Raw genomic sequence first — 13,605 nt, forward strand, 5'->3', positions numbered from 1 at the left:
TACTTATTCCCCCAATAATTTCTGCATAAGATTCACATATTTTTCAGTACATTTTTCCGTCGTGTATTTTTCAAGGTAAAGCTTCCTACAATTCTCTCCCATATATTCACGTTGCACTCGATCATGAAGGAGTTCTTTGATAACATTTACTAGTTTCGAGCTATCTTTTACTTGCATCGCGTAACCTGCATGATGCTCTATTAAATCTCTAGCTATATCAGAATCCGCCCCTATAATCGCAATTACAGGTTTACCAGCCATCATGTAACTATAGGTTTTACTTGGGACAGCTAGGCCAGTCAACTCATCTGATAAACTTACAATGAAGCAATCACTTATACTTAGAGCGTCTTGAAAATCTTGTCCATGTAAAAAATCAAAAACACGTACATTTTTCAGATTCTCTGTTTCTACGACACTCTTTAAGTGATCCATTTTAATTCCATGTCCCGCAAAAAGAAATTGAACATTCCTATCCTCTTTCAATTGGCGAATCGCCTCAATTATCGGATCCAATTCTTGACATATTCCCATATTGCCAAAGTACGATACAATCAGATTTTCATCTGTCTTTATAGAATCTAATCGTTTATTTTCAGGTATTTTAGTGGCATTAGAAAATCCTTTATCCTCATACCAATTAGGAATTACTTCAATTTGATGTTCTGATAACGCTGCTCTATGTTTTAGTAGATAGGCTTTCATCTCATTTGATAGAGCAACTACTTTATTTACATGTTTAAAAACGCTTTTATTAACTCTCCGCATCATTTTGCTCATTACACTATCTTTGGAAATAGTATTTGTAAAATAAGCGATCTCTGGGTACACATCGTAGCTTACAAAAACGACTTTTGTGTTGAAAAATTTATTAGCCATCGCTGCAATTAACGGTAATATGGGTGGGTTTGAGTAAACGATGATTGCCTCATACTTTTTCAATTGTCTAAAACGTAAGGCTACAGAAAATGTAAAAGAAAAATAATTAATTATTCGGCCGATGAAATTGCTACGTTTAAGTTGGATATATTTCAATCTACTTATTTCAATATTTTCATAGGTTTCTTTAATGGGGACTTTTTTGGTTAAGTTGTACTCTTTCGGATATCCAGTCAATGCACTGACAGTAAAACCAGCCTTCCTAAGAGCCACTGCAGTGTCAAAAGGGAGTGTGGCAGAAGAGATATATTCAGGATAAAAATACTGGCACAAAAACAATATTTTTTTCTCATTCATCAAAATATTCTCTCCCTACTTTTAGCGCAAATAATTCATTTATCCATATATCTGAGTGAGTTTAGTACTTATTGCAAGGTCCAGTTAAATACAATCGATATCTTTTCCCTTGATGTAGTGAAGATTCCACACACTTAAACGCTGTCTAATCAAATATTATTAATATCGCAAATAGTTATAATTGAATATATATGCTAAAACCACATAACTATATTCCCATTTGCTGTAAATTCTAGTGATAATGGTTCATCACCAATACTTGTGATTGATTCCTGTTCCAGCCGGGCACTTTCTAAGGGACGTCCAACCTCTATTCCAATCAACAAGCATTTTGTCATTTACATGCCCTTTAAACAGATGTCGTCCCCAAACTTTGGTGGCGAACCTAAAAATTCACAAACAGAGACTAGTACTGTTTCTGCAAGCAGCAAGATTACGACTCTTACTTTTAAAGAAGCCCTAAAAGTCATAAAATACTTTTAGGGCTTCTTCGTAATTTGAAAATTTGTTTAATCAAATCATCACTTTATTTGGACACTTTACTTTCTTGTAACAGTTCCATCATTTTAAGTTTATATGTTTCTACTCCTGGCTGATCAAATGGGTTGACCCCTAGTAAATAAGCACTCATAGTACATGCCTTCATAAAAAAATAAATTAGAAAGCCTACATGATAAGCATCAAGCTTTTGTAATTCAAGCTGTATAACCGGTACATTCCCTTCCGAATGGGCTAGTGCTGTGCCTTCTTTTGATATGGCGTTAATTTCATTAAATGTTCGATTCGCTAAATAGTTTAGTCCGTCCTCATCGCGAATATCATAAGGTACTGCCAAATCATCATCAATTTCATGGAAGTGAAGTAATGTTTCAAACAAAATCGGGCTCCCATCTTGAATAAATTGACCAATCGCATGTAAATCTGTCGAAAAATTAACAGTTGAGGGATAAAGCCCTTTTTTCTCTTTACCTTCACTTTCACCAAACAACTGCTTCCACCATTCGTGAAACTTATTTAAGGCAGGTTCAAATGAAGCTAGTAATTCAATTTTGTATCCTTGTTCATATAAAGCATGACGTAACACCGCATATCGGTACGCTTCATTATGCTCTAGTTGTGACTCTTGAAACTCTAGTGCTGCAACCTTCGCACCTAACATTAAGTTATAAATATCAACCCCTGCAACGGCCATAGGTAAAAGACCCGCAGCAGTTAATACCGAAAACCGACCACCTATATTAGAAGGAATAACAAATTGTCGATAGCCTGAAGAATCTGCTATTTTCTTCAAAATTCCACTTGTGGAATCTGTTGTCACGATAATACGTTCTGCCGCTTTTTCCCCATACTGTAATTCCATATACTGACGTACAACTCGAAAAGCCAGTGCTGGTTCCATCGTTCCACCGGACTTAGACACAACATTCACGTATACACTCTTATTCTCAACATTTTCTAGTAATTGTTTAATATAAGCTCCACTCATATTTTGGCCCACATAGATTACTTCAATTCCATCATGATGTGCACCAAAATAAGGCGTCAATGCATCTTGCACCGCACGGGCACCAAGAAAAGAACCACCCACTCCTATGACAATAAGTACATCCGCAAAATTACGAATCTCAAGCGCTGTCTCCTCAATATGAACAAATAATGCATCCTGATTTTCAAGCGGTGCATGAAGCCATCCAGTCGGAAGATCCTCTGCCCCTTCTAAATAATGGTGGATTTTTTCGACAATTTTTGTATATGATGACCAATCAAGAGTAGTTAAATCGTAATTTAATATGTTCGTATGCAAAAGTTGCTTACTCACCGTATGACCTCATTTCGTATGATCTATCAAGTTGATGTTAGATAAAGTACTCAATCTCAGCAGCAACCGCTTCTTTTTATGAACCATACGTCTGATAATAATAATGATTCTTTGGTATTTTAATATTATTTAGTACAACGCCCAAAATTTTCGCTTTTGAAGAAGAAAGTGTAGCCTTTGCTTTTAAAACATCTACTTTTTGCGCTACATCCATATTCACAATTAATAAAGTACCATCACATTTATTAGATAAAATCTGTGCATCTGATACTGATAATAACGGAGGTGCATCCAAAATTACGATGTCATAATCTTTTCTTAGATCTTGCATAAGTATATCCATTGTCTTCGAAGATAGTAATTCGACTGGATTCGGTGGAAGAGGACCACTTGGAATAACACTTAATCCTTCCACTGATGTTTTTTGGATCACATTAAAGTAAATCTGCTGCCTCGTTAACACATCGGATAAGCCACTGCTATTTAAAGTTCTAAATGTATGATGCAAAGTTGGTTTACGCATATCCGCATCTATGATGAGGACCCGTTTACCTTCTTGAGCAAAAACTACACCGAGATTTGCAGCGTTTGTAGATTTACCTTCCCCCGCTATAGATGAAGTGACGAGTAACGATTTTATATCTTGATCAGGCATAGAAAATCGAATATTTGTACGCATCGTTCGGAATTGCTCAGATATGAGTGATTTTGAATCTGTCACTGTCACCAGTTTACGTGCCATCAACGACGATTTTAATTTTTTGTTTTTCTTCAAGCCCAATATAATTAGCTCCCCCTCACTCTATCTGATTTCTTAGACTTTTTCGTTTCTTTTTCTAAACCAATAGCACCAACTAACCCTATTATTGGCAATCCTAAAATTTCTTCAACTTCTTGTTCCGATTTAAACCTTGTATCCAGAAAATCTAGTAAAAACGCTAAAATAGTACCTAACATTAAACCAATTACAGCGGCAATCGTAATATTCAGGAGCTTATTTGGTTTTATTGGTGTAGGGTTATCGACTAGTTTAGCTTCTGATAAAATTTTTATATTATCAACATTCATTAATAGGGGGATTTCATTTTGAAATACTTCAGCCAACGTATTCGAAATCTTTACAGCCATAGATGCCTCGTTATCGATAACTACAAGATTGACAACTTGTGAATTATTTGCACTCGTCACTGTAATTTGTTCCGCTAAGCTATTTGGTGTCTGATCTAAATCAAGTTTTTCTATGACTTTCGATAATATAATTGGACTTGTAATGATGATATTATAGGTATTTATTAATCGTAAATCTGCTTCATTATTTTGTACCCATTGATATTGTTCGATATTAGTACTTTTTTGATTAATTAATATTTGCGTTTCTGATTGATAGATTGGTGTTAATACGTAGTAGCTAATGATTGTAGCTGTAACTCCTGCAAAAACTGTAAAGCTTAAAATAAGAAACCACCGTTTTCGAATGGTTGTCAGTAAATCTTGTAAATTGATTGTAGTCTCCAATGACCTTCACCCCTTATCAGAACATCTTCTAGTATATTTTCAATCAAATATGTTGCTACAGTGCTCTTGTTATTTCAAAAAGTTAGCATTCAATTATGTTTTATAGGATCGTCCAAGGAGATTTTTGTCCTTCTCTTCACTTTTGATTATATTATTGACCTCCTCAAATTATTCATAACTGGGGCAATTATTATAAGACTTCCCCTTCATAATTTTGAGCCCACCACTTTTCTGTTAGTAGATTCACTTCAACCAACTTCTAGTAAAATGACTCGGGACTTATTTAGGTTTATATTCAAAGTACAGTAGTAATATGCATAAAAAAACGGCCCTTCCGCTTTATACGGAAAACCATTCTCTTCAAATAATATAGGTTCTATACCAAAATAGGTACTTGCAGACGAATCCCACTCCCTTTACGCGGACAAGTTGCAAGCCTCCTCGCTTGTAATGACTCCCCCTCTACTGCCCCTACATAAGGCACTGCACACGAAAGAACATTCTGTAGGACCTTACTAGCATCGAAAGAAAAATCATCTGAAATAATTTCGATGAACATTTCAGTATTTGATACCTATATAGTAGAAAACCACTAAGCAACAAACACTTAGTGGAAACGTCGACGACTCAACATCAATTTAGTAAAACAAAACAAACTAATGCCTACAAATGCTCCAGCACTATCTATCAGCACATCATTCAACTGTGGACCCCTGCCCTCTATAAAATACTGATGCACTTCATCGGAAATCGCATACAACCCACAAATAAGTAAAGCCAGCCTAAATCCACGATAACGAGCCACTCCACTTTTCCACAAGGCACTTATGACAAATAGACCCAGCACAAAATACATAAAAAAATGAGCATTCTTTCTCATAATGTGATTGGCGCTATCCATGTTAAACTCATAATCCGATGCAATACCTTCCACTTTCTGAACAATTACCTCTGTAAGTCCTACGCTCAGCCCATTTGATATTGTGACTGGTTGATGTGACAAATAAAAAATGATGGTCATCCAAACTAAAACCGCTACCCATGAAATTATTTTAGACAACTGATGGCACATCCTTTGCTAATTAAAAATAGTATCAATTGCATGCTAATCTATCATGGGCATATTTTCATTTCTTTAAATAAAATAAATAATTTCTATATTTTTCTTAAATCAACATTTTCTAGAAATATGATCACATATCCCTACTACGACCATCCTTTTTCATTAGATTTGCCACCATTTTTTACTTGTGATTTCTGCTGGTTCTAACATAATAATTGGCTGATTGCTAATAACCCTATAATTATTTTCTAGGAAGATATCAACGGCATCTAATTCCTTTTTCTTTTCCAAATAGGAAAGGCCCTCTTGAAAATGATATGGCCTTGTTGTTAAATTGTGTGCATCTGAACCATACGTATGAACATAATTTGCTCGTACAAGTTCTAATGATAGTTTTTGAACAGCCTTCCCAAAATGTCCAGTAAGACTCCCCGCAGTAATTTGCGCAAATGCACCTTCTCGAATTAGCAACTCTAATTTCATAGGTTGTTCCGCAATTGCTCTATTTCGTTCAGGATGCGCAATGATTGGTGTATAGCCCGACGATTTAAGTGCGATAATCATATCTTTTGTGTAAGCTGGAATCATACTCGAAGGCAACTCTATAAGCACATAATTTGTATTTGCTAAAACATGTACTTGTTTTTGATCTAGTAAATTCACTAATTGATCGTTTAAGCGAATCTCATGCCCGCTATGTAGCGTAAGGGGTAGTTCATTTTGTTCAATTAATTTACGTAAATGCATTAATTTTGATTCTACTGTTGAATAGGCAACATCATAATGAGGATTGAGGGCATGCGAAGTTGAAATCATCTCCGTAATTCCCTCCTGTACTGCTTGTTTCAGCATTTGTAATGATTCTTGTTCTGTTCCTGGACCATCATCTACATCGAATAAAATATGCGTGTGTATATCAATCAAACGTATCACAGCTTTCTATTATTTTTATTTCAATACTTATCAATATCTAAATGATTCACAACTGTCATAATGCTTACCTTTTTACAAAGCTATCCCATATCTATTCTTATGATATGATTTTCAAAAAAATGATAAGCTCATTGAATCCCCCTATAATTCCTTCAATATATTTTTTGACACAAAAAAAGCTCTGCAAGACCTAAGTCTCACAGAACTTCTATTATTATTTTTTATTTCGCATATTCAACGGCACGTGTTTCACGAATAACCGTCACTTTAATATGTCCTGGATAGTCGAGTTCGTCTTCGATACGCTTACGAATATCACGAGCTAAGCGGTGTGAAGCTAAATCGTCAATTTTTTCTGGTTGGACGATAATGCGAATTTCACGACCTGCTTGAATAGCAAATGATTTTTCTACGCCGTCGTAACTTTCAGAAATCTCTTCTAGTTTTTCAAGTCGACGGATATAGTTTTCAAGAGTCTCACTACGAGCTCCTGGGCGTGCGGCTGATAAAGCATCCGCTGCAGCAACTAATACCGCAATAACTGATGTTGCTTCTGTATCACCATGGTGAGAAGCAATACTGTTAATGACTACTGGATGTTCTTTATATTTCGTAGCAAGTTCTACACCTATTTCTACGTGGCTACCTTCTACTTCATGATCGATAGCTTTACCTATATCGTGTAATAGACCTGCACGACGAGCTAATGCTACATCTTCGCCCAACTCAGCAGCAAGTAAACCTGCTAAATGTGCTACTTCTATTGAATGTTTTAAAACGTTTTGTCCGTAACTTGTACGATACTTCATACGACCTAAAATTTTCATTAAATCTGGATGTAGATTATGAATGCCCATTTCAAATGTCGTTTGTTCCCCTGTTTCGCGGATTTGTTCATCCACTTCACGGCGAGATTTTTCTACCATTTCCTCGATACGTGCCGGGTGAATACGGCCATCTTGCACTAATTTTTCCAGTGCAAGTCGAGCCGTTTCTCGACGGATTGGATCGAAGCCAGATAAAATAACTGCTTCTGGTGTATCATCAATAATTAAATCAATACCTGTTAATGTTTCAAGTGTACGTATATTTCGACCTTCACGACCGATAATACGACCTTTCATCTCGTCATTTGGTAAGTTAACGACAGAGACAGTTGTTTCAGCCACGTGGTCAGCTGCAAAACGTTGCAGTGCCAGTGATAAAATTTCACGTGCCTTTTTATCAGATTCCTCTTTTATACGTGTTTCAGATTCCTTCGTCATAACAGCAATATCTGTTGCTAGCTCTTTTTCTACTTCGCCTAAGATAACGGCCTTCGCCTGATCTCTTGTTAACGAAGAAATTCGTTCTAGCTCGGATTTTTGTGTTGCAACAAGCTCGTCCACTTTGCTCTCCATCTGTTCAATATGCTGTTGTCTCTCGGTAAGAGCTTCTTCCTTACGCTCCAGGCCTGCTTCTCTCTTATTCAGAGCATCATCCTTGCGATCAAGATTTTCTTCTCTTTGCAATAAACGGTTCTCTTGTTTCTGAAGTTCTAAACGACGGTCACGAATGTCATTTTCCGCTTCAGTTCGAAATTTGTGAGTTTCATCTTTGGCTTCAAGTAGTGCTTCTTTTTTTAATGCTTCCGCTTCTCGTTTTCCTTCGTCAACGATTGTTTCGGCAACATTTTTTGCACCAGTGATTTTGGAGTCATTCACTTTTTTCATGTAGATATAGCTAACAGCAGCACCAACGATGAGTCCAAGCAAAGCGGAGATGATAGTAATTCCATCCATATGAACACCTCCAATTGCTATTTGAGTAATACGTTTTCAGTCGGCGCATACATCAAAAATGTACTGCCTATTTTCAAAGTCATAATTCAGAAATTATACATATTTAATTGTATATCTACCAATTAGCTCTGTCAAGGATTGACGGGCACATGTTCGCCTTCATTGTATAAAAAGTTAATATCATCCAATAATATAATTTATATTTCATACTTTTACTACGTTTATCTAACTACGTAAATAGTCACATTCTAGAACTATAAACTACCAAAATAGAGTGAACATAGAATTGTTTTCGAAAAACTCAAGAAAATATTAATTTGTATGACAACAATGTTGCTTAAGGAATAAAATCTACTACTGCTAAAAGAAATATGATAGGGATTACTAGTTTGTAACCTCACTTCCGAGCTGAATAAAAAATGAAATTCTCTAGTTTAAATATTCCCTTATGAAATTGTTCGTTCACGATATAGTTTCTTTTTGTCGGTTGGCTGAATACACTACGCTTGTACGAGTTCTCCCGTCTATTTAGAACCTGTCGAAACATTTTTGGGACAAAAAACATTCATCCTTGTGAAGCATTATCAGTGTTTACACAAGTTTTTTCGGTTGACATCATCGTAAAATTCTATTATATTTTTTGGGTATTTTCGATTTTCCCTGCATTTTTATTATTTCACCTTTCCCTTTTGCTAAGCCCATTTGTCCATCTTCTTCAAATTCATAGATGTAATCTAATTATGTAATTTTAGCTTAACTGTATTTAATTAAACGCTACATAGTGCGATTTAACTTTGGTTACACTACTAGTAGCGCAAGCTAATAGGAGGTATTATGGAACAGACAGCTCTTCGAGAAGTCGAGAAATTGGCTCTCAAAAAACAAAAAATATTCGATCAAAGCATTATTAAATATCTGCTACGTGCCATCCTTGCAACCGGATTTATTGGATTCGGTGTAATCGTCGCATTTAAAGCAGGGAACTTATTCTATTTAGAACACTCACCAATGGCCTATCCAATGGCTGCTATAACATTCGGTGTCGCAATTATTCTCATTGCTTATGCTGGTGCTGACTTATTCACAGGAAATACCTTTTATTTCACTTACGCCGCTCTCCGTGGCAAGATGTCATGGACAAAAGTCGTCCAAATGTGGATTGCTACATACAGCGGGAACTTAATCGGCGCGCTTATATTTGCTGGGTTCATATCCTTATCAGGATTATTCGCTTCACAAGATGTGAACAGCTTCTTGATGAGTGTAGCCGAAACGAAAATGAATGCACCAGTGTTACAACTTTTCTTCCGAGCTATTCTATGTAACTGGCTTATTTGTTTAGCTTTCTATATACCAATGACATTAAAAGGCGACGGTCCTAAGCTATTCACAATGGTGTTATTAGTATTCTGCTTCTTTATCTCTGGCTATGAGCATTGTATAGCGAATATGAGTACATTTGCGGTAGCACTTGTAGTAGATCACCCTGATACAATATCAATTGGTAAAGCTATTTACAACATCATCCCTGTAACGCTAGGGAATATGATTGGTGGAATAGTCTTCATGGCTCTCTACTATTATTATGTAAGCGGACCTATTCCGGAAGATGAAAACGAATTATCAGAATAAGTTCACTCCCCAAAGAATGCAAATGAAAAACAATAATATTGTTAAGCGAATCAGTATGAGGCTGATTCGCTTTTTGTCATTATGTAACGAAATGATTTGCGGAATACATATGAACTTCTCATGTAAATGAAGAGATGTTTAAAAGATGAAGAACTAAAATGCTATCAAGAAAAGGGTTATCTACAAAAATCGAAGTTATTGAAAAAGTATTTTCCCCAAAAACATTCTAACAAAAATGCAATTTCCATTATTAGATAATCTGACATTCACGTTCCGCGGGAAAGCGAGACAGGCGAGACCCTGCAGGGAGCAACGCGGAGGAAGCGGCTCGACGCTCGCCCGCTGGAAAGCGAGAAGCCCGTAGCGGATATCAACCTTTTCTATTATTAGTATTGGATAAAATAGGTTAATCAACACACCTGCATAAACATATTTATTCCCTTCTAAAACAAAAAAAATGCAAGTAAATTCGATTCTGATCGAGTTTACTTGCAACCTGAGCACCCATCATCATGATGAGTGTTTTGATGATTATTTTTTTTCGTTCTCTAATAAAAGTAGTAATTCTTCATCTTCGTCTTCTTCATCATGTGCTGCAATTGTGTAAGCTGCAGCGGCAATGCCATAAGAAGCACGGATTTTACCGACGATTTCTTCTAATACAGCAGGATTTTCTTTTAAATATTGTTTGGCATTTTCACGGCCTTGCCCTAAGCGTTCATCGGCATATGCAAACCAAGAACCACTTTTTTGTACAATATCTAATTCCACACCTAAATCGACAATTTCACCCTCTTTTGAAATTCCTACACCGTACATAATATCGACTTCAGCTGTACGGAAAGGCGGGGCTACTTTGTTCTTCACGACTTTAATTTTTGTACGGTTACCCATTATGTCATTGCCTTGTTTAATCGCTTCTGCACGACGAACTTCTAATCGTACTGAACTATAGAATTTAAGGGCACGTCCACCAGGAGTTGTTTCCGGATTACCAAACATTACACCGATTTTTTCACGAACTTGGTTAATGAAAATGGCAATTGTTTTGGATTTATTAATAGCACCAGAAAGCTTACGAAGTGCTTGAGACATTAAACGTGCCTGCAACCCCATGTGAGAGTCACCCATATCGCCTTCGATTTCAGCTTTAGGGACAAGAGCTGCTACGGAGTCAATAACGATGATATCGACGGCACCACTACGTACTAATGCTTCAGCAATTTCAAGCGCTTGCTCCCCTGTATCCGGTTGAGACAATAGTAATTCGTCAATGTTGACACCTAAGTTTCGAGCATAAATCGGATCTAGGGCATGCTCAGCATCGATAAATGCGGCTTGACCACCATTTTTTTGTACTTCAGCAATCGCGTGTAGTGCTACTGTTGTTTTACCTGAAGATTCTGGACCGTATACTTCGATAATACGCCCACGTGGATAACCACCTATACCTAATGCTGCGTCAAGTGCTAATGAACCACTTGAAGACGTTGCGATTTCTAAATCTGTTCTTTCGCCAAGTTTCATAATTGACCCTTTACCGAAATTCTTTTCAATTTGTTTTAACGCCTGTTCTAAGGCTGCTTTACGATCGCTCAATGTATTTCCTCCTTTGAAACTGTTCACTGTTTTTGTCTATCTCTACTATACTTGTTTTTGAGAAAACACGCAAGAAAAAAGCGAACGTTTATTCGATTTTTCTTCAAAATAAAAATTTGGATAAGTTTTCCCTATCCAAATTTTTATTTTCTACTATTTCGTTATCGTTTTGAAAAGCCTCGTTCCACAAGCAGTTGCATTAAGTAATGACATGTGAATTTCACGGCACGTAAACGATTCGTATTGCGCATGCCTGATAAATGTAACAAATACGTAATGGGCTCTTCATCATTGATGGCGATACCAATCCAAACAGTCCCTACTGGCTGATGATCATGCGCTGTGGGCCCTGCTGCACCTGTAAGACCTATACCAATATTTGTATTGAATTTTGTGCGTACTGCACTAGCCATCGCTGATGCACATTCACTACTGACAATCCCATGCGTATCTAATAATTCTTGAGAAATGCCAAGTTGCTTCACCTTTGAGCCTTCTGTATATGTGACTACCCCACCAATGAGCGAGCCACCTACACCTGGAATTTCAGCAAGTTCTGATTGAAACAAACCTGCAGTTAAGCTTTCCGCTGCAGAAATCGTAAGCTCATTATCTAACAGCATTTCCACTGTTTTAGAGGCAAGTGAATCATCATCCATACCATATTGATAGTCGCCAACAATTGCTTGAATTTCAGCCACTTTCGCCGCAATCAGTCGCTGTGCTTCGCTTTCTGTTTCTGCCTTGGCCGTCACACGTAATGTTACTTCTCCGTCAGACGCTAGTGGTGCAACAGTTGGATTTGTTTGCGCATCTAAAATATCTTGCACGCGATCTTCTAACTCTGCTTCACCAATCCCATAGAACCGCATTACATGAGATGAAATGACCCCATCAGTATTTAACAAAGCTACGAGCTTTGGTTTTGCTTCAAATTGGAACATTGGCTCCAACTCTTTTGGTGGTCCTGGAAGCAAAATATACGTACGCCCATTCTTCGTCAAAATCATCCCAGGAGCCATTCCATGATGGTTTGCTAGCACATCACTACCCTCTAATACAAGCGCCTGCTTCCGATTATTGTCTGTCATTGCACGACCACGTCTTGCAAAAAACTCTTTAATATAGGTCAATGCTACTTCATCAAATGCTAAATCTACACCAAGATGACGGGCAATCGTTTCCTTCGTTAAATCATCTTTAGTTGGTCCGAGCCCACCCGAGAAAATAAGACAATCTGCTCTTGATTCAGCTACCGTAATAGCCTCATCTAGACGCTTCGAATTATCACCTACAACTGTATGATAAAACACGTTAATGCCAAGTTCAGACAGTTGACTGGAAATAAATTTTGCATTGGTATTTGTAATTTGCCCCAACAGTAGCTCTGAACCAACCGCTATGATTTCAGCATTCATGATTAACAAGACCCCTCTTATTTAGACTCGAGTAAAACACGACGATTTATATAGAAATAATCCCATCCAGACCAAAGCGTAAAGAACAACGCAATGTATAGCATGATTGTATCAAACGGAATCCCAATTAATGTGAAAATTGTATTGTGTAAAAGAGCTGCGGCAATCGCAACAATTTGTGCCCACGTTTTAATTTTACCAAGTTGATTAGCCGCTACGACTTCACCCTCACCTGCTAAAATTAAACGTAACCCTGTCACTGCAAACTCTCTGCTAATAATGATAATAATGATCCAAGCTGGCGCCATGCCAAGCTCTACCATTAAAATAAACGCTGCAGATACAAGTAATTTATCGGCAAGTGGATCTAGAAACTTGCCGAGTGTCGTCACAAGATTGTATTTACGCGCATAATACCCATCTACCCAGTCTGTCGTAGAAGCAATAATAAAAATAAGAGCGCCAATAAAATGATGGATAGGCATCTCTGCGCCAAATAACGACATTGTTCCCCATCCGAAGTCAAACATCATAACAATGACAAAAAACGGAATAAGTATAATACGAGAGATGGTAATTTTATTTGGAATATTCATTTCTCTAACACCT

General features: G+C 37.1%; 12 protein-coding genes. 1 reads left to right on the plus strand and 11 read right to left on the minus strand.

What is annotated here, in order from left to right:
- Nucleotides 1–3: 3 nt before the first annotated feature.
- The 8 genes from AEA09_RS12995 to rny form a co-directional block, all read right to left on the minus strand.
- Nucleotides 4–1,236 carry a glycosyltransferase family 4 protein gene (locus AEA09_RS12995; RefSeq protein WP_053584257.1) on the minus strand — a complete coding sequence of 411 codons (1,233 nt, stop codon included), beginning with the start codon at nt 1,234–1,236 and terminating at the stop codon, nt 4–6.
- Between the two features lie 526 nt (nt 1,237–1,762).
- Nucleotides 1,763–3,055 carry a glucose-6-phosphate isomerase gene (locus AEA09_RS13000; RefSeq protein ID WP_053584258.1) on the minus strand — a complete coding sequence of 431 codons (1,293 nt, stop codon included), beginning with the start codon at nt 3,053–3,055 and terminating at the stop codon, nt 1,763–1,765.
- Nucleotides 3,056–3,131: 76 nt separating this feature from the next.
- Complete coding sequence (locus tag AEA09_RS13005) at nt 3,132–3,797, minus strand: CpsD/CapB family tyrosine-protein kinase (RefSeq protein WP_053584712.1); 666 nt, start codon at nt 3,795–3,797, stop codon at nt 3,132–3,134.
- Nucleotides 3,798–3,841: 44 nt separating this feature from the next.
- Nucleotides 3,842–4,570 carry a YveK family protein gene (locus AEA09_RS13010; protein WP_053584259.1) on the minus strand — a complete coding sequence of 243 codons (729 nt, stop codon included), beginning with the start codon at nt 4,568–4,570 and terminating at the stop codon, nt 3,842–3,844.
- 376 nt (nt 4,571–4,946) lie between these two features.
- Nucleotides 4,947–5,129, minus strand: coding sequence for a hypothetical protein (locus AEA09_RS19975; RefSeq protein WP_156312162.1), 183 nt, complete (start codon nt 5,127–5,129; stop codon nt 4,947–4,949).
- Between the two features lie 48 nt (nt 5,130–5,177).
- Entirely contained in the window at nt 5,178–5,630 is a 453-nt protein-coding gene (locus AEA09_RS13015) for a VanZ family protein (protein ID WP_211263250.1), read from the minus strand.
- Between the two features lie 165 nt (nt 5,631–5,795).
- Nucleotides 5,796–6,566 (minus strand): tyrosine-protein phosphatase, encoded by a 771-nt coding sequence (locus AEA09_RS13020; RefSeq protein ID WP_245622843.1) that lies wholly within the window; start codon nt 6,564–6,566, stop codon nt 5,796–5,798.
- Nucleotides 6,567–6,787: 221 nt separating this feature from the next.
- A complete protein-coding gene (gene rny, locus AEA09_RS13025; protein ID WP_053584262.1) occupies nt 6,788–8,347 on the minus strand; it encodes a ribonuclease Y in 1,560 nt (519 codons plus the stop codon).
- 834 nt (nt 8,348–9,181) lie between these two features.
- Here rny and AEA09_RS13030 point away from each other — a divergent pair.
- Nucleotides 9,182–9,979 carry a formate/nitrite transporter family protein gene (locus tag AEA09_RS13030; protein WP_053584263.1) on the plus strand — a complete coding sequence of 266 codons (798 nt, stop codon included), beginning with the start codon at nt 9,182–9,184 and terminating at the stop codon, nt 9,977–9,979.
- 531 nt (nt 9,980–10,510) lie between these two features.
- Here AEA09_RS13030 and recA read toward each other — a convergent pair.
- The 3 genes from recA to pgsA all read right to left on the minus strand — a co-directional run bounded on the left by recA (nt 10,511) and on the right by pgsA (nt 13,592).
- Nucleotides 10,511–11,578, minus strand: coding sequence for a recombinase RecA (recA, locus tag AEA09_RS13035; RefSeq protein WP_053584264.1), 1,068 nt, complete (start codon nt 11,576–11,578; stop codon nt 10,511–10,513).
- Nucleotides 11,579–11,739: 161 nt separating this feature from the next.
- Complete coding sequence (locus AEA09_RS13040) at nt 11,740–12,996, minus strand: competence/damage-inducible protein A (protein ID WP_053584265.1); 1,257 nt, start codon at nt 12,994–12,996, stop codon at nt 11,740–11,742.
- Nucleotides 12,997–13,013: 17 nt separating this feature from the next.
- Nucleotides 13,014–13,592, minus strand: coding sequence for a CDP-diacylglycerol--glycerol-3-phosphate 3-phosphatidyltransferase (gene pgsA, locus AEA09_RS13045; RefSeq protein WP_053584266.1), 579 nt, complete (start codon nt 13,590–13,592; stop codon nt 13,014–13,016).
- Nucleotides 13,593–13,605 lie beyond the last annotated feature (13 nt).

Source organism: Lysinibacillus contaminans, from assembly GCF_001278945.1.
Taxonomy (GTDB): domain Bacteria; phylum Bacillota; class Bacilli; order Bacillales_A; family Planococcaceae; genus Lysinibacillus; species Lysinibacillus contaminans.

Coding starts and splice junctions, on each gene's coding strand:
- AEA09_RS12995 (WP_053584257.1), bottom strand. CDS start 1,236: ATGAATGAGAAAAAAATATTGTTTTTGTGCCAGTATTTTTATCCTGAA.
- AEA09_RS13005 (WP_053584712.1), bottom strand. CDS start 3,797: ATGGCACGTAAACTGGTGACAGTGACAGATTCAAAATCACTCATATCT.
- AEA09_RS19975 (WP_156312162.1), bottom strand. CDS start 5,129: ATGTTCATCGAAATTATTTCAGATGATTTTTCTTTCGATGCTAGTAAG.
- rny (WP_053584262.1), bottom strand. CDS start 8,347: ATGGATGGAATTACTATCATCTCCGCTTTGCTTGGACTCATCGTTGGT.
- AEA09_RS13030 (WP_053584263.1), top strand. CDS start 9,182: ATGGAACAGACAGCTCTTCGAGAAGTCGAGAAATTGGCTCTCAAAAAA.
- AEA09_RS13040 (WP_053584265.1), bottom strand. CDS start 12,996: ATGAATGCTGAAATCATAGCGGTTGGTTCAGAGCTACTGTTGGGGCAA.
- pgsA (WP_053584266.1), bottom strand. CDS start 13,592: ATGAATATTCCAAATAAAATTACCATCTCTCGTATTATACTTATTCCG.